This is a genomic window from Kitasatospora sp. NPDC001527 (assembly GCF_040298605.1).
Classification (GTDB): domain Bacteria; phylum Actinomycetota; class Actinomycetes; order Streptomycetales; family Streptomycetaceae; genus Kitasatospora.
In genome coordinates, this window is the sequence record NZ_JBEPAM010000054.1 from 1 (window position 1) to 22,121 (window position 22,121).

18 protein-coding genes are annotated in these 22,121 nt (G+C 74.7%); 7 read left to right on the forward strand and 11 right to left on the reverse strand.

The window, feature by feature from the left end; all coding sequences use genetic code 11:
• Positions 1-403: 403 nt before the first annotated feature.
• Complete coding sequence (locus ABT238_RS32765) at positions 404-1,408, reverse strand: stage II sporulation protein M (protein WP_350802336.1); 1,005 nt, start codon at positions 1,406-1,408, stop codon at positions 404-406.
• Between the two features lie 219 nt (positions 1,409-1,627).
• On the opposite strand from ABT238_RS32765, the gene ABT238_RS32770 reads away from it, so the two are divergent.
• A complete protein-coding gene (locus ABT238_RS32770; RefSeq protein WP_350802339.1) occupies positions 1,628-2,566 on the forward strand; it encodes an RDD family protein in 939 nt (312 codons plus the stop codon).
• A gap of 31 nt (positions 2,567-2,597) precedes the next feature.
• Here the strand turns inward: ABT238_RS32770 and ABT238_RS32775 are convergent, their stop codons facing one another.
• A complete protein-coding gene (locus tag ABT238_RS32775) occupies positions 2,598-3,251 on the reverse strand; it encodes a hypothetical protein (RefSeq protein WP_350570424.1) in 654 nt (217 codons plus the stop codon).
• Between the two features lie 135 nt (positions 3,252-3,386).
• On the opposite strand from ABT238_RS32775, the gene ABT238_RS32780 reads away from it, so the two are divergent.
• Together ABT238_RS32780 and ABT238_RS32785 are read left to right on the forward strand one after the other, a co-directional pair.
• Positions 3,387-3,950 (forward strand): SigE family RNA polymerase sigma factor, encoded by a 564-nt coding sequence (locus ABT238_RS32780; RefSeq protein ID WP_350570426.1) that lies wholly within the window; start codon positions 3,387-3,389, stop codon positions 3,948-3,950.
• Entirely contained in the window at positions 3,947-5,068 is a 1,122-nt protein-coding gene (locus ABT238_RS32785) for a hypothetical protein (protein ID WP_350570428.1), read from the forward strand. The genes ABT238_RS32780 and ABT238_RS32785 overlap by 4 nt, the downstream gene beginning before the upstream one ends.
• Before the next feature lie 86 nt (positions 5,069-5,154).
• On the opposite strand, the gene ahcY is transcribed toward ABT238_RS32785, so the two are convergent.
• The 6 genes from ahcY to ABT238_RS32815 form a co-directional block, all read right to left on the reverse strand.
• Positions 5,155-6,603 (reverse strand): adenosylhomocysteinase, encoded by a 1,449-nt coding sequence (gene ahcY / locus ABT238_RS32790; protein WP_350570429.1) that lies wholly within the window; start codon positions 6,601-6,603, stop codon positions 5,155-5,157.
• A 336-nt stretch (positions 6,604-6,939) separates the two neighbouring features.
• The gene (locus tag ABT238_RS32795) at positions 6,940-7,917 is read right to left on the reverse strand and encodes a cation diffusion facilitator family transporter (protein WP_350802342.1); all 978 of its coding nucleotides are present in this window, start codon (positions 7,915-7,917) and stop codon (positions 6,940-6,942) included.
• Between the two features lie 105 nt (positions 7,918-8,022).
• A complete protein-coding gene (locus tag ABT238_RS32800; protein WP_350802343.1) occupies positions 8,023-9,342 on the reverse strand; it encodes an SIS domain-containing protein in 1,320 nt (439 codons plus the stop codon).
• Positions 9,343-9,439: 97 nt separating this feature from the next.
• Positions 9,440-9,622 (reverse strand): Trm112 family protein, encoded by a 183-nt coding sequence (locus tag ABT238_RS32805; RefSeq protein ID WP_344321698.1) that lies wholly within the window; start codon positions 9,620-9,622, stop codon positions 9,440-9,442.
• 101 nt (positions 9,623-9,723) lie between these two features.
• A complete protein-coding gene (locus ABT238_RS32810) occupies positions 9,724-11,106 on the reverse strand; it encodes a phosphomannomutase/phosphoglucomutase (protein WP_350570434.1) in 1,383 nt (460 codons plus the stop codon).
• Positions 11,107-11,334: 228 nt separating this feature from the next.
• Positions 11,335-11,700: a DUF3499 domain-containing protein gene (locus ABT238_RS32815; protein WP_280686050.1), complete on the reverse strand. Its 366-nt coding sequence runs from the start codon at positions 11,698-11,700 to the stop codon at positions 11,335-11,337.
• Between the two features lie 164 nt (positions 11,701-11,864).
• Here ABT238_RS32815 and ABT238_RS32820 point away from each other — a divergent pair, with 164 nt between their 5' ends.
• Complete coding sequence (locus tag ABT238_RS32820; RefSeq protein WP_350570436.1) at positions 11,865-12,317, forward strand: metallopeptidase family protein; 453 nt, start codon at positions 11,865-11,867, stop codon at positions 12,315-12,317.
• A gap of 70 nt (positions 12,318-12,387) precedes the next feature.
• Here ABT238_RS32820 and ABT238_RS32825 read toward each other — a convergent pair whose 3' ends face one another.
• The 3 genes from ABT238_RS32825 to ABT238_RS32835 all read right to left on the reverse strand — a co-directional run bounded on the left by ABT238_RS32825 (position 12,388) and on the right by ABT238_RS32835 (position 18,456).
• A complete protein-coding gene (locus tag ABT238_RS32825; RefSeq protein WP_350802350.1) occupies positions 12,388-14,064 on the reverse strand; it encodes a DUF5719 family protein in 1,677 nt (558 codons plus the stop codon).
• A gap of 6 nt (positions 14,065-14,070) precedes the next feature.
• On the reverse strand, positions 14,071-18,018 hold the full coding sequence (locus ABT238_RS32830; RefSeq protein WP_350570440.1) for a glycosyltransferase: 3,948 nt from the start codon (positions 18,016-18,018) through the stop codon (positions 14,071-14,073).
• 168 nt (positions 18,019-18,186) lie between these two features.
• Positions 18,187-18,456 (reverse strand): WhiB family transcriptional regulator, encoded by a 270-nt coding sequence (locus ABT238_RS32835; protein ID WP_030310813.1) that lies wholly within the window; start codon positions 18,454-18,456, stop codon positions 18,187-18,189.
• Positions 18,457-19,246: 790 nt separating this feature from the next.
• On the opposite strand from ABT238_RS32835, the gene ABT238_RS32840 reads away from it, so the two are divergent.
• From ABT238_RS32840 to ABT238_RS32850, 3 genes are all read left to right on the forward strand, one after another.
• Entirely contained in the window at positions 19,247-19,771 is a 525-nt protein-coding gene (locus tag ABT238_RS32840) for a cysteine dioxygenase (RefSeq protein ID WP_350570503.1), read from the forward strand.
• Positions 19,772-19,855: 84 nt separating this feature from the next.
• Complete coding sequence (gene cofD, locus ABT238_RS32845; RefSeq protein ID WP_350570441.1) at positions 19,856-20,815, forward strand: 2-phospho-L-lactate transferase; 960 nt, start codon at positions 19,856-19,858, stop codon at positions 20,813-20,815.
• On the forward strand, positions 20,812-22,104 hold the full coding sequence (locus ABT238_RS32850; protein WP_350570442.1) for a coenzyme F420-0:L-glutamate ligase: 1,293 nt from the start codon (positions 20,812-20,814) through the stop codon (positions 22,102-22,104). The genes cofD and ABT238_RS32850 overlap by 4 nt, the downstream gene beginning before the upstream one ends.
• Positions 22,105-22,121: the final 17 nt, after the last annotated feature.

Consider the following 22,121-nt stretch of genomic DNA (forward strand, 5'->3'; position numbering starts at 1 on the left):
GCTGTTGAGTTCTCAAGGAACGGACGCTTCCATCAGGCGGCTTTCACACCGGCCCTCCGGGCGCTTCGTTCTTTCGTGTTTCCAGCTTATCAGATCCTCGCGGCCGGTTTGACCGGCTTTCGTTTCTCTGAATTCCCGCTGGAGGGATTTCCTTCGACTTCGCTCCGAAGCTTATCAAAGCTTTCGGTGTGCTCAGTTCCGGGATTTACCTTGTCGGAGAGGGCGTGCATTCGATGAAGCACACTCGCCTCGACTCGGCGGTGTCGTAGACACTAACGCCTGAGCCCGGCTGCTGTCCAGCCGGTCCCAACCGTTCAAACCTACTAGCCCACCCTTACCACGTCAATGGTTTAGCCGGGATGCGAGAAGAGTAGCAGGTCAGGGGCCTGTTGATCACATCGGCTCAGGCCGCGACCGGCTGCAGGTCCGCCCGGTCGGCCGCGTCCATGTCGCCGGTTTCGCCGGCCGCGGCGGCCTTTCGGCCCAACACCAGCGCGTAGAGCAGGAACGCGACCTCGGCGAGCGCGCCGATCATGATGCGGGCCCAGGTCGGCAGACCGGACGGGGTCACGAACGCCTCCAGGACGCCCGACAGCGCCAGCACCGTGGCCAGACCGATTCCCATGCCGATGATCGAGCGCCCCTGTTCGGCGAGCGCGGTGGCGCGGGTCCGCGGGCCGGGATCGATGATCGTCCAGCCGAGGCGCAGTCCCAGGCCGCCGGCAACGAAGACGGCGGTCAGCTCCAGCAGCCCGTGCGGGATGAGCAGCCCGAGGAAGACGTCGAGCCGGCCGGCGGACGCCATCAGCCCGACGCCGAGGCCGAGGTTGAGGACGTTGCTCCACAGCACCCACAGCACCGGCAGGCCGAGCACCACCCCGTAGAGCAGGCACTGCACGGCGATCCAGGCGTTGTTCGTCCAGACCTGGGCGGCGAAGGAACTCGCCGGGCGGTCGGAGTAGTAGGTCTCGTACGCGCCCCCCGGCCTCGTCATCTCGCGGAGCTCGTCGGGCGCGGCCAGGCTGTTGCGGACCTCGGGGTGGCCGGCCACCCACCAGGCGACCAGCGCGGTGGCGAGCAGCGAGAGCACCGCCACCGGGATCCACCAGCGGCGCGAGCGGTAGAGCGCGGCGGGGAAGCTCACCGTGTAGTAGCGCGCGACGTCCCGCCAGCCACTGGTCCGGCTGCCGGTGACCGCGTCACGGGCGCGCGAGACCAGACTGGTGAGCCGGCCTTCGAGGGTCGGATCGGGCGCGGCGGCCTGGACCTTGGCCAGGTGCCCGGTGGCGCGCTGGTACAGGGCGACGAGTTCGTCGGCCTCCTCGCCGGTCGGGCGCCGCTTCCTGGCGAGGGCGTCCAGCCGGGCCCACTCCCCCTGGTGGGTGGCGACGAAGACGTCCAGGTCCATGCGGCGGCTCCATGATCGGCGCGGGGCGCGAGGTCGGGCGGTGCGGACAGGTGGGCCCAGCATGCCAGGGCCGGGCGGCGAAGCGGCCGCCGGGACCTCCCTTCCCGGCGGGCTCCGCGGCCCCGTATGTTGACGGCAGCAGATCACGGGATCGTGGGGGCCGATCCACCGGATTCCCCGCCCACGAACCGCGTACCTCCACGGGAACGGACGGGTGTCTTGAGCGACCTGGTGACGGGCGAGGCGGTCGTCCTCGGCCTGCGCGCGGCGAAGCTTCCGAGCCGGGGGCTCGCGATCGCACTGGACCTCACCGTGCAGATCGCCGGGCTGCTGGCCACGACCCTGGTACTGAGCCTGACTCTGGTGGACCTGGACGGCGCGGCGGTCGCCGCGGTGGAGATCGGGCTGACCGTCTTCTTCCTGGTGGCGCTGCCGGTCATGATCGAGACCCTGACCCGGGGGCGTTCGCTGGGGAAGGCCGCGCTCGGGCTCCGGGTGGTGCGCAGCGACGGCGGGCCGGTGCGGTTCCGGCACGCGCTGGTGCGCGGGCTGGTCGGCTTCCTGGAGATCATCGTCCTGTTCGGCGTGCCGGCCGTGGTCTGCTCGGTGGTGTCCTCGGACGGCAAGCGGCTGGGCGACGTCTTCGCGGGGACGCTGGTCGTCCGCGAGCGGGTGCCCGGCGGGGGCGGTGCGGCGATCGCGCTGCCGCCGGTGAACCCGCAGCTGCTCCAGGCGATCGGCGGCGAACTGGTCGCGCTGGACCTCTCGGCCGTGCCGGAGCCGCTCTGGCTGGCCGTCCGGCAGTTCCTCGGGCGGATCGGCGAGCTGGACCAGGCCGTCGCGCACCAGATGTCCGCCCGGCTCGCGGACGACCTGGTGGCCCGCACCGGCCACCCGGTGCCGTACGGGGTGCACCCGGCGGCGTACCTGGGCGCGGTGCTGACCGAGCGGCAGCGGCGCGAGTGGAGCCGGGCGCAGGGCTACGCGTTCCAGCAGGCCCAGCAGCAGGCCCAGGCGCAGCAGCAGGCCCACGCCCAGGCGCAGGCCCAGCAGCAGAGCTGGGCGCCCGCCCCGCCGAGCACCCCGGCCGCCCCGGCCGCTCCCCCGGCTCCGCCGACGCCCCCGGCCTCCGGCGGCGGCTTCGCCCCGCCCGCCTGAGCCCGCCCGCCCGAGCCCGCCCCGGCGCCCGTCAGCCGCCGAGGCCCTCGCCGTAGCCGAACTCGGCAGGCCAGGGGTTCGGCGGTGACTCCAGTTCCTCCAGCTCGACCCCGCCCGCCGCCAGCACCACGTCCCCCGCCAGGTGCACCACCTGCTGCTCGCCCGTCTCCAGGTCCGCGACCTGGTAGCGCTCGACGACCAGCGGCCCCTCGTCCGTCGCGTGCGTGTCGACCCCCTCCAGCAGCCAGCCCTGGTCGAAGGTGCGCGGCGCGAGCACCGGCTCGGTGAACGCGACCAGCCGCACCCGCGCGCTCGCCCCCTCCCGCAGCCGCAGCAGCCGCGCGGTGGCGACCAGGAAACCGGGCGAGCGCCCGGTGAAGCCGTGGGCCCGGTCGTGCCCCTCCGCCGCCTGCTCGCCGGCCGGGTCGGCCGCGTCGGCCCGCACCCAGGCCACCCCGTCGACGGCGCCGCCGCGCACCTGCCAGCCGCCGGCCCGCAGCTCCATCCGCAGCGGCCGGGCGCGCGAGTCCAGGGTGAGGTCCACGGTGCCGAGGACGCGGCCGTCCGGCGCGTACGTCTTGGAGACGTACCGCCAGCCGACCGGGCCGGGCGCGCAGCTGAACCGCTCCTCGCCGAGCAGGACGTGGTCGTGGGTGTCGTGGAGCGAGTACCGGCCGTTGGGCATGCCCGAAAGCCTACGTCCGCGCCGCGCCGGGCCGTCCCGTCGAGATCGAGAAGCCATGCAACCTCCCGCGCGCGGGACGCATCAGGGAGGTGGACGCCGCGCCCGCGGCGCCACCGAGAGGGGGAGCGTTCATCCATGGCGAATCAGAACCGCGACGCCGAGTTCACGGAGTTCGTCGCGGCTCGGGCGCCGTGGCTCCGCAAGGTGGCCTACCTGCTCTGCGGCGACTGGCACCGCGCGGACGACCTCGTCCAGGAGGCCGTCACCAAGCTGTACGTCCGCTGGGGCCGGCTCTCCGGGGTGGAGAACATGGACGGCTACGCCCGGACCGTCCTGCTCAACACCTTCCTGGCCGAGCAGCGCTCCCCGTGGTGGCGGTGGACCGCCCGCCGCGGCACCGAGACGGTTCCGGAGAAGGCCGTCGCCGCGCTGGACGTGGACGCCTCGGTCGACCTCCGCCGGGCGCTGGCCGCGCTGCCGCCCCGGCAACGGGCCACCGTCGTCCTCCGCTACTACTGCGACCTGACGGTCGAGCAGACCGCCGCCGCGCTGGAGTGCTCCACGGGCAACGTCAAGAGCCAGTCCTCCAGGGGCCTCGACGCGCTGCGCCGGTCCCTCGACCAGTGGCAGGTCCGGGAGGAGTTCCGCGAGCTGCGCGAGCTCCGCATCCCGGTCCCGGCAGAAGGAGCCGCGTCATGACCGACCGCACCCACGACTCCGCCCCCGTCACCGACCGGGAGGAGCACCACCTGGTCGCCGGGCTCACCGCGCTCGCCGACTCCCCCGCGCCCGCGAGTCGGCTGGACACCGGGTGGGCGATCCGCGCCGGCCGTTCCCGGCTGCGCCGCCGCCGGGCCGGGGTGCTCGGCGCGGTGGCGGCGGTGGTCCTCGGCGCCTCGGTGGTCGCCGCCGCCCTGCCGTTCGGGGACCCTCGCCCGCCGGACGCCGCCGCCACGGGCCTCGCCGGCGCGGAGCCCGCCCTCCCCCGCTTCGGGCCCGACACCGGCCGCACCCCGATGGTGGTGGACACGACGTTCGGCTGGCTGCCCACCGGCTTCGACCAGTACGCGTACAACTCGGGACCGACCACCGCACCGTGGAAGCTGAGCATCAAAGCCATCGGCGCGCGTGTCAGCCCGGACAACCCGAACCGCAAGCTCATCTTCCTGAGCGTCTACGGCGCCAGTGAGCAGCCGCCGGCCGCGGGGGCGGTGCCGAACGTCGAATGGCACCTGATCGACACCGCGCCGGTGAACGGGCAGCCGGCGTACTGGCGCGGCATCGGGCCGGACACGCCGACCGGCCTGGGCGGCCAGCGCATCCTGGTGTTCCGGCTGCCCGACGGGCGCTGGGCCGAGCTGACCGCGGCCTACATGGACGCCGATCCGGTGGCCGAGCTGCTGTCCAGGATCGCCGCGGGCGTGCGGACCGGCCCGCAGGCCGCGGCCATGCCGTTCACCCTGCGGGACGTGCCCGCGGACGCCGTCCCGGACGGCGGCGCGTTCAACATCGGCGTCGACTCCACCATGGGCTACGCCTGGGAGGCCTCGGTGAGCTACAAGCTGGGGAACGGCTACATCGCGGTCATCGCCCGCCCCGACGCCGAACCCGACCCGGCGTACAAGCGCCGGCCGTTGACCTCCGGCGAGGAGGAGGTCCCGCGCGCCTGCAAGACCGAGCGGGGGCTGCACGTGTGCGCGATGTCCAGCCAGGGCGACGAGCCGTTCGCCGCGGTCGGCGGGCTCCAGGGCTGGCTGGACCGGGTCACGCCGCTCGGCACCGACCCGGCCGGCTGGACCCGCGACGTCGTGCGCTGATCCCGCCCCGGAAACCGCCGGTGGCCGACGCCCTCCACAGGGGAGGGGGCGTCGGCCACCGGGATGTCTCGTCGAGCGTCACCGCATCAGTAGCGGTACTGCTCCGGCTTGTACGGGCCCTCGACCGGAACGCCGATGTAGTCGGCCTGCTCCTGGGTCAGGGTGGTCAGCTTCACGCCCAGCGCGTCGAGGTGCAGGCGGGCGACCTTCTCGTCCAGGTGCTTCGGCAGGACGTAGACACCGATCGGGTACTGCGCGGTCTTCGTGAACAGCTCGATCTGGGCGATCGTCTGGTTGGCGAAGGAGTTGGACATCACGAAGGACGGGTGGCCGGTCGCGTTGCCCAGGTTGAGCAGGCGGCCCTCGGACAGCACGATGATGGTGCGACCGTCGTCCTTGCGCCACTCGTGGACCTGCGGCTTGACCTCGGTCTTCACGACGCCCGGGAGCTTCGCGAGGCCGGCGATGTCGATCTCGTTGTCGAAGTGGCCGATGTTGCCGACGATGGCCTGGTGCTTCATCCGCGCCATGTGGGAGGCCAGGATGATGTCCTTGTTGCCGGTGGTGGTGATGAAGATGTCGGCGGTCTCGACGACGTCCTCCAGGGTGGCGACCTGGTAGCCGTCCATCGCGGCCTGCAGCGCGCAGATCGGGTCGATCTCGGTGACGATGACCCGGGCGCCCTGGCCGCGCAGCGACTCGGCGCAGCCCTTGCCGACGTCGCCGTAGCCGCAGACGACCGCGACCTTGCCGCCGATCAGGACGTCGGTGGCGCGGTTGATGCCGTCGATCAGCGAGTGGCGGCAGCCGTACTTGTTGTCGAACTTCGACTTGGTGACCGAGTCGTTGACGTTGATCGCCGGGAACAGCAGCTTGCCGTCGCGGTGCATCTCGTACAGGCGGTGGACACCGGTGGTGGTCTCCTCGGTGACGCCCTTGATGGTGGCGGCGACCTCGGTCCACTTGTTCGGGGTCTCGACGAGCGTGCGGTTGAGCAGCTCCAGGATGATGCGGAACTCGTCGTTGTCGGCGGTGGACGGGTCCGGCGCGGCACCGGCCTTCTCGAACTCGACGCCCTTGTGGATCAGCAGGGTGGCGTCACCGCCGTCGTCCAGGATCATGTTCGGGGTCTTGCCGTCCGGCCAGGTCAGCGCCTGCTCGGTGCACCACCAGTACTCGTCCAGGGTCTCGCCCTTCCAGGCGAAGACCGGCACGCCCTGCGGGTTCTCCGGGGTGCCCTCCGGGCCGACGGCGATGGCCGCGGCGGCGTGGTCCTGGGTGGAGAAGATGTTGCAGGAGCACCAGCGGACCTCGGCGCCGAGGGCGGTGAGGGTCTCGATGAGGACGGCGGTCTGCACGGTCATGTGCAGCGAGCCGGTGATCCGGGCGCCGGCCAGCGGCTTCGACTCGGCGTACTCGGCGCGGATCGCCATCAGGCCGGGCATCTCGTGCTCGGCGAGCTGGATCTCCTTGCGGCCGAACGGGGCCAGGGAAAGGTCGGCGACCTTGAAGTCACCGGTGATGTCGGTCGACATGCGTCTGCTCCTCGCTGACGGGGGTGGGGCGTGTCCGAGGTCCTGAGGTGCGTCACAACACGGCGGGCCGCACGGGTGTGCGGCGACGCCAGGGCGCCCGGCCCGCGGCACGGTCGAACCGGCGCGGCACGGATGCCCTGTTGCTCGGCACAAACCGTCGGAGGACCTCTCTCCCTCGACCGGCGCGCACCCCCGCGGGGGCGGGCCGCCGATCGACCGCCATCAGCAGCGACGTTCTGGCTCTGGGGACGAATCTACACCGACGGCCCCGGACGGCGGCCCGCTACGGCCTTTTTCGGCCTCCCGCCCGGCCCCCGCCCGGGGCGCCCGCGCACCTCAGTGCGCGCCGCCGGGGACCGGCCCGCCGGGCGTCGCGTACGGGTCGTCGCCCGCCGCCTCCTTCTCGGCGCTGTAGATGTCCGGCTCCAGGTAGATCACCCGGGCGATCGGCACCGCCCGCCGCACCCGGACCTCGGCGGCGTCGATGGCCTCGGCGACCTCGGCGGCCGTCGAGTCGGCCGGGACGGCGATCTTCGCGGCGACCAGCAGTTCCTCGGGGCCGAGGTGCAGGGTGCGCATGTGGATGACCCGGTCGACCGAGTCGTGGTCGACCAGCGCGTCACGGATCCGGCCCACCACCTCGGGGTGGGCCGACTCGCCGAGCAGCAGCGAGCGGGTCTCGATCGCCAGGACGAACGCGATGACGATCAGCAGCAGGCCGATGCAGAGCGTGCCGATGCCGTCCCAGACGCCGTCCCCGGTGATCACGGTCAGGCCCACGCCGAACAGCGCCAGCACCAGGCCGATCAGCGCTCCGGTGTCCTCCAGCAGCACGACCGGCAGCTCGGGCGCCTTGGCCCGGCGGATGTACGACGTCCAGCCGTGCGTCCCCTTGTCCTTGGCGGCCTCGCGGAACGCGGTGAAGAAGGACCAGCTCTCCAGTGCGATGGCGAACACCAGCACGCCCACCGGCCAGTACCAGTTGTCCAGCTCGTGCGGGTGGGCGATCTTCTCGTAGCCCTCGTAGACCGCGAACATGCCACCGACGCTGAACAGCACGATCGACACCAGGAACGCGTAGATGTACCGCTCGCGCCCGTAGCCGAACGGGTGCTCGGGGGTGGCGGCCCGCTGCGCCCGCTTGCCGCCGACCAGCAGCAGCACCTGGTTGCCCGAGTCGGCCAGCGAGTGGACGCCCTCGGCGAGCATCGAGGAGGAGCCGGAGAACGCGAAGGCCACGAATTTGCTCACCGCGATGCCCAGGTTCGCGGTCAGCGCCGCGACCAGCGCCTTGGTACCGCCTTCGGTGCTCATGCCCGGAAGGTCCCTCCGTCGGGGGCCGTCCGCGCGGCCCGTGCCGGACGCCCGGTCTGCCGGTCGTCGTCGACCGCATACGGTACCGGGCCGCCCGGCGTCGGCTCAGGACTGCGCGACGGCGAGGCCCAGGTAGACGGCGGCGAAGTCGGTGAGCGCCACCAGGTCGGCCAGCGCGTGCAGCGGGTCGGAGCGGTGGCTGGCGTACTCGGTGAGCCGGACGTCGTGGGCGGTGGCGAGCCGGTACGCCCGGGCGGCGCCGAAGCTGCGCGGGCCCGCGTCGTCGGCCGGCACCTCGGTGGGACCGCCGTCCGCCTCCCCCGGCGTGTCGAACCCGGACGACCCTGAGGCCCCGGCGCCGGACGCTCCGGCGCCCTCGCCCTCGCCCTCCGGAACGTGCCGCAGCAGCAGCACCTGGAGGTGCAGCGGATCCGGCTCCTCGACCCGGTCGCGGAAGAAGTCGTCGGGGTCGGCGCCCGCGCCCAGCTGGCCGGTGAACATGCCGCGGTGCGCGGTGAGCGCCTGCGGCAGCAGGCCCGCCAGGGCGGGGCGGCCGGCCCGGTCGGCGAGCTGGCCGGCGAACCGGACGGCCGCGGCACCGGCCACCGGGCCCTCGGCCCAGAGCAGCGGGACGGTCCCGGCCAGCCGGGCGGCCAGCCCCTTGGCCGGGTTGGTGTACGCGGCGGCGTCCGGCCGGCAGCGGACGGCGGTGGCGTCCAGCAGGTCGGCGGTGAGCGGCAGCGCGTCGTAGGCCAGCTGGGTGACGCCGAGCTTCTGGGTGAGCGCGAGCAGCGGCGCGAGGTGGGCCCAGAGCGCGGCCGGGTCCTCGGCGGGCAGGTCCGGCTCGGCGCCGCGGCCGGCCGCGGGGCCGGGGCCACCGGGCTCGGCGGCCTCGACGGCGGACGGCACGAAGGGCAGCGGCAGCGCCCGTACCTGCAGCGCGGCCTCGGCGAGCGGGCTGCCCTCGGGCGCGGTGACGACGATCGCGCAGCCGCGCGCGTAGGCCTGCTCGGCGAGCGCGACCAGGCCCCGCTCGCCGCCGCCGGCGGAGCTGATCACCAGCAGGTCGAGCGGGCCCGCCCAGCCGGGCAGCTGCCAGGCCAGGCCTGCGGTGAAGACGGCCGGGGCGGTGGCCCGGTCGGGGCGCGGGACGGGCGCGGCATCGGTGGGCGGCAGCGGGACTACCAGGCTCGCGGTGCCGGCCAGGGCGGCCAGCATCTCCCCGGCGGTCAGCGCGCTGCCGTGCCCGGCGACCAGAACGGCGCGCGGGCGGCCGTCGGGGCGCAGCCGGTCCAGGCCGGCGGCGTCGGCGAGCCGCAGGGCGGTGCGGACCCGGGCGCCGGAGCCGGCGAGGGCGAGCAGCGCGCGGTCGTGGTCGGCGCGCTGGAGGGCGGCCGGGTCGTCGAGCAGGGTGTCGTCGAGCATGCGGCGGGCCTCCGGCTGGCTGGGCGCTGAGGACGGCGGACGCGGGGCGGCCGGCCCCGGGCGGTACCCGGTCAGGGCGAAGCCGCCCCGTCCAGGATCAGGCCGGGCGGCGGGCCTCGTCCACCAGCAGGACCGGAATGCCGTCGCGCACCGGGTAGACCAGACCGCAGCCCTCGCCGGTGCAGACCAGCTCGGGCTGCTCCTCGGTTCCGCCCTCGGTGAGCGCGGCCCGGCACTGCGGGCAGACCAGGATCTCCAGCAGGAAGGATTCGAGCTTCATGGCGTTCGGTCTCCGGTCTCGGTGCGGGGGTTGCGGCGGGACGGCACGGCGGTGCCCCGGCCGAGAGGAAACCCTACCGGCCGGGGCACCGGGGCCGTACGTCAGGCGCGGACGACGGCCAGCACGCCGTCGCGCAGTTCGGCCATCCTCGCCGGGTCCTTGGCCTCGACGTTCAGGCGCAGCAGCGGCTCGGTGTTGGAGGCGCGCAGGTTGAACCACCAGTCCGGCCCGGCCACGGTGAGGCCGTCCAGCTCGTCGACGGTGGTGCCCTCGACGGCGAAGGCGGCGCGGACGGCGGCGGTGCGGTCGGCCTGGTCGGCGACGGTGCTGTTGATCTCGCCGGAGGCCGCGTACCGGTCGTACTCGGCGGTGAGCGCGGAGAGGGTGCCCGGCTGCCCTCCGAGGGCGGCCAGCACGTGCAGCGCGGCGAGCATGCCGGTGTCGGCACGCCAGAAGTCGCGGAAGTAGTAGTGCGCGGAGTGCTCGCCGCCGAAGACGGCGTCGGTGACGGCCATCTCCTGCTTGATGAAGGAGTGGCCGACGCGGGTGCGCACGGGGTTGCCGCCGAGCTCGCGGACCACCTCGGGGACGGTCCAGGAGGTGATCAGGTTGTGGATGACGGTCGGCTCGGCCTCGCCGGCGGCCTTGGCGCGGGCGATCTCGCGGGCGGCGACCAGCGCGGTGATGGCCGACGGGGAGACCGGCTCGCCGCGCTCGTCGACGACGAAGCAGCGGTCGGCGTCGCCGTCGAAGGCGAGGCCGAGGTCGGCGCCGACCTCGCGGACCCCGGCCTGCAGGTCGACCAGGTTCTTCGGGTCGAGCGGGTTGGCCTCGTGGTTGGGGAAGGTGCCGTCCAGCTCGAAGTACATCGGGACGAGCTCGATCGGCAGGCCGTCGAAGACGGTGGGGACGGTGTGGCCGCCCATGCCGTTGCCGGCGTCGACGACGACCTTGAGCGGGCGGATGGCGGTGAGGTCGACCAGGCCGAGCAGGTGGTCGGCGTAGCCGCGCAGGGTCTCCCGCTCGGAGAGGGTGCCGGGCTTCACGTCGCGCGCCGGGACGGTGACGGTGTCGTCCTCGCCGGTCCAGGACTCGACCAGCTCGCGGATCTCGGCGAGGCCGGTGTCCTGGCCGACCGGGGCGGCGCCGGCCCGGCAGAGCTTGATGCCGTTGTACTGGGCCGGGTTGTGGCTGGCGGTGAACATCGCGCCGGGCAGGTCGAACGCGCCGCTGGCGTAGTACAGCTGGTCGGTCGAGCAGAGGCCGATCTGCACGACGTCGGCGCCGTAGCCGGCCGCGCCCTCGGCGAAGGCCAGGCTCAGCGACGGGGAGGAGGGGCGCATGTCGTGGCCGACCACGATCGCGGTCGCGCCGGTGACCTGGACGAACGCGGCGCCGAAGGCCCGGGCGAGGCTCTCGTCCCACTGGTCCGGGACGACGCCCCGTACGTCGTACGCCTTCACGAGCTGCTTGAGGTCGCGCACTGCGGCTCCACCCTGGTTCTTGTCTGGTCGGCGAACGCGCCGGCGGCCTGGCCGGCGGGCTGGTCGCCCCGTGGTCACATACGTCCGGGCACGGCGGCGGCCGGTTCCCGGTAGGGGGGCAGCGTACCCGGGCGGGCGGAACGGTTCGTGCGGGGGCGGGACCGGTGGCGCGGCCACGGGCGGGGCGGGCACGCGCGGGGCGCGGACGGGAGCGGGCCCGGCGGCGGGTCAGTTGTCGGGCGAGCGGAGCACCCGGAGGTGACCGCGTCGGCCGCCCTCGGTGGACTCTCCCTCGGGGGCCCGGCCCTGACGGGGGGTCTGCGGGCGGGCGGCCTCGCGGACGGCGTTGGCCAGCGCCTCCAGGTCGTCGCTGCTGCGGCGCAGCGGTCCGGCCTCGGCGGCGAGCCGGACCACCTCCCAGCCGCGCGGGGCGGTGAGGCGCTCGGCGTGCTCGGCGCACAGGTCGTAGCAGTGCGGCTCGGCGTAGGTGGCGAGCGGCCCGAGGACGGCGGTGGAGTCCGCGTAGACGTACGTCAGCGTCGCGACGGCCGGACGGCCGCACGCGGTCCGCGAACAACGACGTACAGAGCTCACGAGGGTGGACGGTACAGCACTCCCCGCCGGGGAGCGAAGACCGCCTGTCCGGAGGGTGTGCCGTGTCGTCGTGCGCGCGCCGTCGCGGTGCTCCGCTCGCCCCGGGCGAACAGGTGCGGGGGTGGTCCACTTCCGGGCGTCCAAGGACTACTCTCGGCAGTGATATGGACAGCTCCGCACCGCAGTCATCGACGGGTCCCTCGCGCCGCCCGCGGCACCGTGACCGGCACGGCCGGGGCCTGCGCGGCCCGCTGGCGCCGCCGCAGGTCCCGATCTCGCTCACCCGCTCCGAGTTGTTCGACGACTACGTCCGCGAGTCGGTGGAACGGCTGGAGCGGCGCTGGCCGCAGCTGATCGAGGTGGAGTTCGCCGTCCAGGAGGTGCCGCTGCACGAGCCGGACGGCACCGATCCGGACGGCGGGGTGCCCCTGGGCCGGGTCTCGCCGGGCCGCAAGGGCCGCAAGAGCCAGATCGTGGTGTACCGGCGGCCGGTGGAGATCCGGGCGAAGTCGCGGGAGGACCGCGCGGCGCTGGTGCACGAGATCCTGATCGAGCAGGTGGCGGAGCTGCTGGGGCTCTCCCCCGACGCCATCGACCCACGGTACGACGAGGACTGAGCCGGGAACGGCGCCGGAACGCCGGAGGGGCCGCACCCGTGCCCGGGTGCGGCCCCTCCTCGGTCGGTGCTCAGCGCAGGACCACGCCCGGGTCCTGGGAGGCCTGCGGGACCCTGACGCTGGAGCGGTCGTCGCGCAGCGCCTGGACCGTGAACATCGGCACGTCCTTGGTGGTGATCGCGAGCATCCGGGCGGCCGCGACCGGGCCGCCGGAGACGGTCTCCACGGTCAGCGCGTAGCTGCCGTTCAGTCCGGCCGGCTCGGGCGCCGGGAGGGCGACGGTACCGCCGGCCGGCAGCTGCACCTCCTGGGTGGCGGGGGTGCCGCCGCCGGTGCCGGCCGAGGCGGTGACCTTGACGGTGGCGGCCTCGCCGGTGGAGGTGAGGAAGAGCGTGGACGCGCCGCCGCCCCGGTTGTCGGCGACGGTGGCGCGGGCGCCGACCGGCACGGTGCCGGCCAGCCAGGCGGCGTCGGACTTGCCGTTGGCCGCGCGGTCGATCCGCAGGCCGGCCACCACCGGGGTGGGGTGCTTGTCGTCGCTGGGCGACACCCGCAGGCCGGCGACCTCGTCGCGGGTCACCTTGCCGAGGTCGACGGCGGCCACCATGCCGGCCTTGACGTGGATGGACTCGTTGCCGGCCGGGGTGAACCAGCCGTTCTTGCCGGAGAGCTCGATCTTCAGGTCGGCGTCGTCCTCCGGCGGGGCCCAGACGACCAGGCGGGCGGCCGCGGTGTCGGCGGGCAGGCCGGGCATCACCTGGACGGGCGCCGGGTCGGCGGAGGCGGGCACCCAGTCGGCGCCCTTGTTGCCGTCGGCGGCGTGCAGGGCGGCGCCGACCCGGCCGGTGCGGGCGACCACGTGCACGGCGAGATCGGCGACCTGGCCCTTGCTGAGGGTGGGCAGCAGCACCGACTGCGAGCTGCCGGGGGCGATGGTGATGCCGTTGGCGGCGTCGTTCTCGATCAGGCCCTTGTCGCCGTAGAGCTTGAGGTCGACCACGGCGGCGCTGGCCTCCGTGTTGACCAGGCTGATGTAGTCGTTGCGGCCCTCGGCGGTGGAGGCGCCGACGAACCAGAAACCGGTGCCGGACGGCGTGCAGGTGATCCCGGACAGGCCGAGGCCGCGCTGTTCGGTGACGGTGGTGGTCTGGGTGACGGTGAAGCCGGGGGCGAGCGCGCCGGTGGCGACGGCCCCGGTGCCGGGCGCGGTGTCGCCGTTGGCGGCGGGGGCGGACACCGGGGTGCCGGGCTTGGCCAGGGTGAGCCGGGCGTCGGAGGGCGCGGTGTCCTTGTCGGCGGCGGGCGCCGCGGTGGGAGCCGCGGGCGCGCCGCCGGTGGCGGCCGGCGCGGCGCTCGGGGCCGCGGTGGCCGGCGCGGCGGCGGGCGCGGCCGCGTCGGAGAGCCAGCCGACCCCGCCGGCGCCCTCGCCGGCGCCCGGCGGGGTGTACGCGGTGAGGGTGGTGGAGCCGGTGAGGCCCTGGATCGGCTGCGGGCAGACCGCGGTGCTGCGCTCGACCTGCGCCGTGGTGGCGGTGGCCCGGTCGGTGGCGGCCGGGGTGGCCGGCGGGCGGAGCTCGGCGATGCCGAACACCGCCGCGAGCACCACGGCCGCGGCCAGCAGCGACTGGGTGGTCTTCGCCGCGCCGGAGCCCCGCGGGGCGGGGGCGCCGTCGCCGGCCCCGGCGGGCGCGGCCGCGGGGGCGGTCTCCGGGGCGGTGGACTTCTTCCTGAAGGCGGGCTTCTTCATCGCGGGTCAGCTCCCCGATCCGTGGTGCGGGTACCGGCCCGGGCCGTGCGGGGCGTTCGGGTCGTGCGGCTCGTTGGGGTCCGGCTGGTCGTAGTAGGGCTCGCCCTGCTGCTGGCCGGGCACCCAGGGCTGCTGGCCGGGCTGGGCGGCCTGCTGGCCGGGCTGCTGGTAGGGGTCGTAGCCGTACTGCTGCTCCGCCGGGTACGCCGGGTAGCCCTGCTGCTGGTAGCCGTCCTGACCGCCGTAGCCCTGGCCGCCGTACGGCGCGCCGACCGGCTGCTGGGCGGCGTAGGGGTCGTAGCTGTACGGGTCGGCCTGCTGGTACGTCTGGTACGGGTCGGCGTACGGCTCGGCCTCCTGCGCGGCGGCGGCCGCCTGGACCGCCCCGGCCACCGGCTCGGCGGCCGACTGCGCCGGGATCGCGCCCGGCCGGCCCTCGTACACCCCGGCGTCCGGCTCGTCGGTGTCCGGGACCGGGCCCTCGGCGCCCTCGCCGCGCTCGGCCATCCGGCGGGCCCGGCGGCTGCCGGGGGCCGGGGCCTGCGCCTGGGCGGCGGCGGCCAGCGCGGCGGCCTCGACCACGTCCTCGGGCAGGTCGTCGTCGTTGTGGTTGCGCCGGCCGGGCAGGGCCAGCACCAGGACGGTCAGGCCGAGCAGCAGCTGGGCCCAGATCCAGCCGGTGTGCAGCAGGCCGCCCTCCCGGGTGACGGCCAGCTTGCCGCCGCCCGCCGGGAGCTTGAAGCCCTGTGCCCAGCCGTCGACGGTGACCGGCTCCAGGGCGGTGCCGTCCAGGGTGGCCTTCCACTCCGGGGCGGCGGACTCGGCCAGCCGCAGCACCCGGCCCTCGGGGCCGGCCGGCACGGTGGTGTCGAGGTCGCGCTCGCCGGCCGGGACGACCACGGGGACGGCGCCCGGGGCGGTGATCAGCGCGCGGGTGGCCGGGGTCCCGTCGACCTGCCAGAGCGCGGCGCCGCCGTCCTGGTTGGCCTTGACCAGGCCGGGGGTGGTGTCCAGGACGTCCTTGAAGGTGCCGATCAGCGGCTGGTCGACCAGCACGTAGGCGATGCCGTAGCGGGAGAGCGCGCCCGCCTGGTCGGCGCCGGAGCCGGCCAGCAGGCTGCCGACCGTCTTGTCCAGGCCGGCCGTGGTGCCGGTGGCGGGGTCGACGGTGGACTCGGCCTGGCCGAGCGTCAGGCCGGCGCCGCGGACCACGGTGTAGCCGACCGAGCCGCCCTTCGGGTCGCCGGTGACGACGAGGGTGCGGGAGCGGTCGGTGGTGCCGGCCTGCTCGGCGATGAACGCGGGCACCTGAGCGCCGCGGCCGCGGTGCAGCGGACCGTCGGCGCCGGTGACGGCCCACCAGAGGCCGGTGCCCAGCGGGGCGAGCACGGCGGCCGCCACCACCAGGGCGGCGACCGGCTGGCGCCAGCCGAAGGCGATGCCGGCCACGCGGGCGTTGGCGCCGTCGGCGCCGATCGCGGCGGCGGCCAGCAGGGCGACGCCGGCCAGCAGGGTGGCGGGGCCGGACCACGCGGGGACGGCCGGGCCGCCGGAGGCCGGGGTGACCGAGGTGCCGGCCACCGCGACGGCGAACAGCAGTCCGGCACCGGCGGCGCCCCAGGCGGCGAGCACCGCGCGGCGGCGGTCGGCGCGCAGCAGGGCGGCCAGCGCGGCGAGCACCACGCCGGCGGAGAGCCAGACCGGCGGCACCCCGGCGCCGCCCGGGTTGACCAGGAGCAGCCCGGTGGCGGTGGGCCCGGCGCCGTGCAGGCCGGGCAGGCCCGCCTCCAGCAGCAGCAGCTGCGGGTCCGCGAGCACCTGGAGCGACCACGGCGCCAGCACGCCGACCGGCACCGCGAGGATCACCAGGACGCGCAGGCCGAGCAGGCGCAGCGCGGTGACGCCGGAGCCGAAGGCGCCGCCGCGGACCACCGCGATGACCAGCATGGCCAGGCAGAGCGGGACGGCCAGCGCCCAGACCAGCGGCACGAAGGCGGTGGCCAGGGTGAGCAGCAGGACGGTCATCCAGGCGGAGCGCCAGCCGGGGCGGGCGCCCTTGGCGGCGCTCTCGTCCCGGATGCCGAGGCCGGCGGTGATCGCGGCGGCGCGGGCCAGCGGCGGCAGCAGCACGGCCAGCACGGCGGTGCCGATCCGGCCCTGGGCGAGCGCGCCGGTGGCGGCGGGCAGCAGCGCGTAGGTGGCGCTGGCCCAGGCGCGGACCAGCTTGGAGTCGATCAGCGGCCGGGAGACCAGGTAGGCGCTGACGGCGGAGAGCGGGACGGTGAGGACGACCAGCAGGGTGACCGCGAGGTCGGCGTGGTCGAACAGCATCCAGGAGAGGATCGACAGCACCGCGAGGTAGGGCGGGGCGGCGGCGGTGGAGCCGGTGCCGACGGGGTGCCAGGCGTCGGCGTACATCGACCAGAGCCCGGCCGCGCCGTCGGTGGCGGGCAGCAGGGCGCCGCCGAACAGGGCGTCGGCGCCGAACAGGCCGCGGCAGGCGACCAGGGCGAACACCAGCAGGGCGGCGAACAGCACCGGTGCGGGGCGCCGGGCGAGCTTCTTGACCAGCGCGAACTGCTCGACGACCAGGTCCTCGGCGTCCTCGTCGCCGCCGGCCTCGGCGGTGCCGTGGCGGCCGGAGCCGGCGTCGTCGCCGCCCCCTATGCCGAGCGAGCCGATGGCTCCCTCGACGGCCAGCCGGGCGGTGGCGCCGGGCGCGGGGAAGAGCGTGCGGTCGTCCAGGGCGTCGGCGGAGCGGCTGCGGGAGCGGCGTTTGCGGGCGGCCATCAGCCGGGGCAGCCGGACGAGTTCGTGGCCGAGGCCGGCGAGTTCGTCGAAGGCCTGCTTGGGGTCCTTGCCGAGCAGGTTGGCGACCACCCGCAGCAGGGTGCCGAGCACCAGCCGCAGCAGGACGTAGGGGAACAGCGCGCCCTTGGAGTTGGCGAGCAGGGTGTAGACGGCGCCGGCCTTGTCCACCCGGTGCGGGTGGGCGGGGCCGCAGTCGATGGCGCGGCGCTCGCGGCTGGCGGCCTCGGCGTGCCGCAGCACGGCGTCCGGGGCGACCACGACGCGGTGGCCGGCGGCGTTGACCCGCCAGCAGAAGTCGGTGTCGTCGCGCATCAGCGGCAGCGCCTTGTCGAAGCCGCCGAGCTCCTCGAAGACGTCGCGGCGCACCAGCATGCCGGCGGTGGAGACGGCGAGCACCGGGCGGACCTGGTCGTGCTGGCCCTGGTCCTGCTCGCGCCGGTCGAGACCGGTCCAGCGGCGGCCGGAGCGGGCGATGCTGACGCCGACCTCCAGCAGCTGCCGGCGGTCGTACCAGCTGCGCAGCTTGGGGCCGACGACGGCGGCGCTGGGGGTGGAGTCGGCGACCTGGAGCAGCCGGCGCAGCGCGTCGGTCTGCGGCTCGCAGTCGTCGTGCAGCAGCCAGAGCCACTCGACGGGCCGGGTCTCCCGGGGGCCGCCGCGGCCGAGGTCGTCCTCCTCGCCGAGCGGGTCGCCGAAGTCGTCCCAGCCGCCGGTGACCGGGTCGTAGCCGGAGGGGTCGAGCCGGTAGGGCAGGTCCTCGGGGCGCAGCGGGGGGCTGTTGAAGACGGCCTCGCCGACGGCGGTGCCGAAGCCGGCCCGGCGGCCGAGGACGATCGGGCCGCTCTCCGGGAGCCAGTCGGCGAGGGTCTCGGCGAGCAGGCGCGGGGACTCGTCGGTGGAGCCGGTGTCGACGGCGAGGACGCGCTGGACCTGGCGGTCCTGGCCGAGCAGGCCGGCGAGGGCCCGGGGCAGCCAGCGGGCGCCGTCGTGCGAGACGATCACGGCGGTGACCAGGTGGCGGGCGTAGGCGGGCGGCCTGCTGGAGGAGAAGCCGCTCTGGTGGCTGTAGACGGTCATCGAGTGCGCGGGCCCCAGTTCTCGGTGGACACAGCCGGTGAACGGCAACCGGATGGCGCACCACACTAACGGCTCCTGATGGCGGCTCCGTCCACGGCGTCCGTCCTGGCCGCCCGTCCGGGAACGCGAAAGCGCCTCACCACGAGTGGTGAGGCGCTTGGCCGCAGGTCGTCCGTGCGGGCCGGTGCTTCGAGGATCCGGAGTCCGGGGATCCGGGGGACGCGTCCACCCCGGTCAGACCGCGCTCTTCTTGAGCCGGCGGCGCTCGCGCTCGGAGAGGCCGCCCCAGATGCCGAAGCGCTCGTCATTGGCCAGGGCGTACTCCAGGCACTCGGAGCGGACCTCGCAGGCGAGGCAGACCTTCTTGGCCTCGCGCGTGGAGCCGCCCTTCTCGGGGAAGAAGGACTCCGGGTCGGTCTGGGCGCACAGCGCGCGCTCCTGCCAGCCGAGTTCCTCTTCCTCCTCGATGCCGTCACCGATCAACAGCTCAAAGAGCTCGCTCATGTGGCGCGCCTCCTCTGCCCCTATTGGCGTCCCCGTGGTTGCCGTTGCCTCGTGCGGCCGACGACACGAGTGAAATTACAGTTGCGTCACTCTGGCCCAGTCAAGCCGAGCTCTGGTATTGGGGCCAGGATTCACTCCCCGGCACCAAGCCGTTACGAATAGTGTACATAACCGGACACATCGGACCTCACGCCCGTTTGCCCTCGAAGGCCGGTGAACCCTTCGCAACCGGGGGCCGGGTGACGCGCAGTCACCGCCACAGGCCGGTCATCGGCCTCCCTTCCCGGCGATCTTCCCATCGAAACATAGAGGGTGATTTATCACCCCATCGGGTAGTTCATGACCCATCCGGCCCGAATGTCCGCTCTCCCCGAGTTGACACCGCCCCCCTGGATGCGGTGTCCTTGCCCCTATGTCAGAGTTCGCCAGCCCCCGGAGTGGTTCCGCCCTCCGCCGTGCCGTGAACTCCTGTTGTCGCCTCTGTTCCTGCCGCTGTATCTAGGCGCCCGCCGTCCCGCCGCGCGCCGCCCAGGAAGCACAGAGGCCGCCCGCGATTCCCGCCCCAGGACATCCCGGATCCGGCTGATCCCCTGACGCCCCAGCCCTTCCGAGGACGACTCCCGTGCGAATGATCCGCATCCGCAAGCGGAACCGCGACCGCAGCAAGCTCACCCTCCCCCAGCCTCCGGCGACCCCCGTCGGCCTCCGGGCCGCCACCCGCCCCGGCGCCCCCGCCCCGGCCACCCGCCCCGGCGACCACCCGTGGGCCGACGGCCTCAGCGACGTCTCCATCGCCGGCGACCCGCTGGCCTTCCCGCACCTGGCCCGCACCGACCTGCCCGGGCACCCCGTCACCGTCGCCGACCACTCCCGGCTGGTGCGCGAGATCGCCGCCGACCGGGCCCGCTGGGAGCCGCTGGTCCGCTACGACGCGCTCACCCGCTGGTACGCCCGGCTGGAGACCGGCCCGGGCTACGAAGTCTGGCTGCTCAGCTGGCTGCCCGGCCAGAGCAGCGGCTTCCACGACCACGGCGCCTCCTCCGGCGTGATGAGCGTCGTGCGGGGCGAGCTGGTCGAGCGCTCCCTCACCCACGCCGGAGAGGGCGCGCGGACGCTGCGCCCCGGCGGTCAGCGGGTGTTCTCCGCCGGCTACCTGCACGAGGTGGTCAACGGCTCGCTGGAGCCGGCCGTCTCCATCCACCTGTACAGCCCCGGCCTGACCGAGATGAACCAGTACGGCGGCACGGCCGTCCCCGAGCAGCACCCGCAGGCGTCCGCCGGGGTCGGGACCGGGGCCGAGGCCGAGGCGCGCTGAGGGCGCGCCGAGGTCCGCCGCCCCGGGGGGCGCGGTTGTCAAGGGCCGGGCTGACGACCCGTCGGCGCGTGGCAGGATGGGCGCATGCGCATCGTGGCACTGGCAGGCGGGATCGGCGGAGCGCGTTTCCTGCGCGGACTCCGGGAGGCCCTCGGTCCCGAGGACGAGATCACCGTCATCGGCAACACCGGTGACGACATCCACCTCTACGGGCTGAAGGTCTGCCCCGACCTCGACACCGTCATGTACACCCTCGGCGGCGGCATCCACGAGGAGCAGGGCTGGGGCCGGACCGACGAGACCTGGTCCATCAAGGCCGAGATGAAGGAGTACGGCGTCGGGCCCGAGTGGTTCGGGCTCGGCGACCGCGACTTCGCCACCCACCTCGTGCGCAGCCAGATGCTCACCGCCGGCTACACCCTCAGCCAGGTCACCGAGGCGCTCTGCGTGCGGTGGCGGCCCGGGGTGCGGCTGCTGCCGATGAGCGACGACCGGGTCGAGACCCATGTGCGGATCACCGACGACCAGGGCACCCGGGCGATCCACTTCCAGGAGTACTGGGTCAAGCTGCACGCCGCCGTCGACGCCGAGGCGATCGTGCCGATCGGCGCGGACACCGCCAAGCCGGCGCCCGGCGTGCTGGAGGCCATCGCCGCCGCCGACGTCATCCTCTTCCCGCCGTCCAACCCGGTCGTCTCGATCGGCACCATCCTCGCCGTGCCGGGCATCCGGGCCGCCGTCGCCGCCGCGCCCGCGCCGGTGGTCGGGCTCTCCCCGATCATCGGCGGCGCGCCCGTGCGGGGCATGGCGGACAAGGTGCTCGCCGCCGTCGGCGTCGAGGCCACCGCCGAGGCGGTCGCGCTGAACTACGGCTCCGAGCTCATGGACGGGTGGCTGGTGGACACCGCGGACGAGGCGGCCGTGGCCGCCGTCGAGGCCGGCGGGATCGCCTGCCGGGCCGTGCCGCTGCTGATGACCGACGTCGCCGCCACCGCCGAGATGGCCCGGGCCGCGCTGGCGCTCGCCGAGCAGGTGCGCCGGTGAGCCTGCGGATCCTCCCGGTCCCCGGGCTGCCCGAGATCGACGCCGACAGCGACCTCGCCGCCCTGATCGCCAAGGCCGCCGACTACGAGGACGGCGACATCCTGCTGGTCACCTCCAAGGTGGTCAGCAAGGCCGAGGGCCGGCTGCTGCACGCTGCCGACCGGGAGGCCGCGATCGACGCCGAGACCGTCCGGCTGGTCGCCCGGCGCGGCCCGATCCGGATCGTCGAGAACCGCAACGGCCTGGTCATGGCCGCGGCCGGGGTGGACGCCTCGAACACCGCGCCCGGCACCGTCCTGCTGCTGCCCGAGGACCCGGACGCCTCCGCCCGCGCGCTGCGCGCCCGGCTCCGGCAGCTCACCGGGCGCCGGCTCGCCGTCGTCGTCACCGACACCTTCGGCCGGCCCTGGCGCAACGGCCTCACCGATGTCGCCATCGGCGCCGCCGGCCTGGCCGTCCTGGACGACCACCGGGGGCGCTCCGACTCGCACGGCAACGAGCTGTTCCAGACCGTCACCGCCACCGCCGACGAGCTCGCCGGCGCCGGCGACCTGGTGAAGGGCAAGGCCACCGGCACCCCGGTCGCCGTGGTCCGCGGCCTCGGCCACCTGGTCACCACCGAGGACGGCGAGGGCGTCCGGCCGCTGCTCAGGCCCGCCGCCGACGACATGTTCCGGCTCGGCACCTCCGAGGCGATCCGGCAGGCCGTCACCCAGCGGCGCACCATCCGCGCGTTCACCGCCGAGCCGGTCGACCCGGGCGCCGTCCGGCGCGCGGTCGCCGCCGCGGCCACCGCGCCCGCGCCGCACCACACCACACCGTGGCGGTTCGTCCTGCTGGAGACCCCCGAGGTGCGGACCGGGCTGCTGGACGCGATGCTCGCCGCCTGGCGCCGCGACCTCGCCGAGCTCGACGGCTGGGACGAGGAGAAGATCGCCCGCCGGACCGCCCGCGGCGACGTCCTGCGGGCCGCCCCGTACCTGGTGGTGCCGTGCCTGGTGATGGACGGTTCGCACGACTACCCCGACGAGCGCCGCGCCACCGCCGAACGGGAGATGTTCACCGTCGCGATCGGCGCCGCCGTGCAGAACCTCCTGGTCACCCTGGCCGGCGAGGGCTACGGCTCGGCCTGGGTCTCGTCCACCATGTTCTGCCGCGACACCGTGCGCAGCGCCCTCGGCCTCCCCGCCCACTGGGACCCGATGGGCGCCGTCGCCGTGGGCCGCCCCGCCGAACCCCCGCGCACCCGCCCCGACCGCCCCGCCGACGCCTTCATCGAGGTCCGCTAGCCGCCCCGGCGTCAGGG

Coding starts and splice junctions, on each gene's coding strand:
- ABT238_RS32765 (WP_350802336.1), bottom strand. CDS start 1,408: ATGGACCTGGACGTCTTCGTCGCCACCCACCAGGGGGAGTGGGCCCGG.
- ABT238_RS32775 (WP_350570424.1), bottom strand. CDS start 3,251: ATGCCCAACGGCCGGTACTCGCTCCACGACACCCACGACCACGTCCTG.
- ABT238_RS32780 (WP_350570426.1), top strand. CDS start 3,387: ATGGCGAATCAGAACCGCGACGCCGAGTTCACGGAGTTCGTCGCGGCT.
- ABT238_RS32785 (WP_350570428.1), top strand. CDS start 3,947: ATGACCGACCGCACCCACGACTCCGCCCCCGTCACCGACCGGGAGGAG.
- ahcY (WP_350570429.1), bottom strand. CDS start 6,603: ATGTCGACCGACATCACCGGTGACTTCAAGGTCGCCGACCTTTCCCTG.
- ABT238_RS32795 (WP_350802342.1), bottom strand. CDS start 7,917: ATGAGCACCGAAGGCGGTACCAAGGCGCTGGTCGCGGCGCTGACCGCG.
- ABT238_RS32800 (WP_350802343.1), bottom strand. CDS start 9,342: ATGCTCGACGACACCCTGCTCGACGACCCGGCCGCCCTCCAGCGCGCC.
- ABT238_RS32805 (WP_344321698.1), bottom strand. CDS start 9,622: ATGAAGCTCGAATCCTTCCTGCTGGAGATCCTGGTCTGCCCGCAGTGC.
- ABT238_RS32820 (WP_350570436.1), top strand. CDS start 11,865: ATGGACAGCTCCGCACCGCAGTCATCGACGGGTCCCTCGCGCCGCCCG.
- ABT238_RS32825 (WP_350802350.1), bottom strand. CDS start 14,064: ATGAAGAAGCCCGCCTTCAGGAAGAAGTCCACCGCCCCGGAGACCGCC.
- ABT238_RS32835 (WP_030310813.1), bottom strand. CDS start 18,456: ATGAGCGAGCTCTTTGAGCTGTTGATCGGTGACGGCATCGAGGAGGAA.
- cofD (WP_350570441.1), top strand. CDS start 19,856: ATGCGCATCGTGGCACTGGCAGGCGGGATCGGCGGAGCGCGTTTCCTG.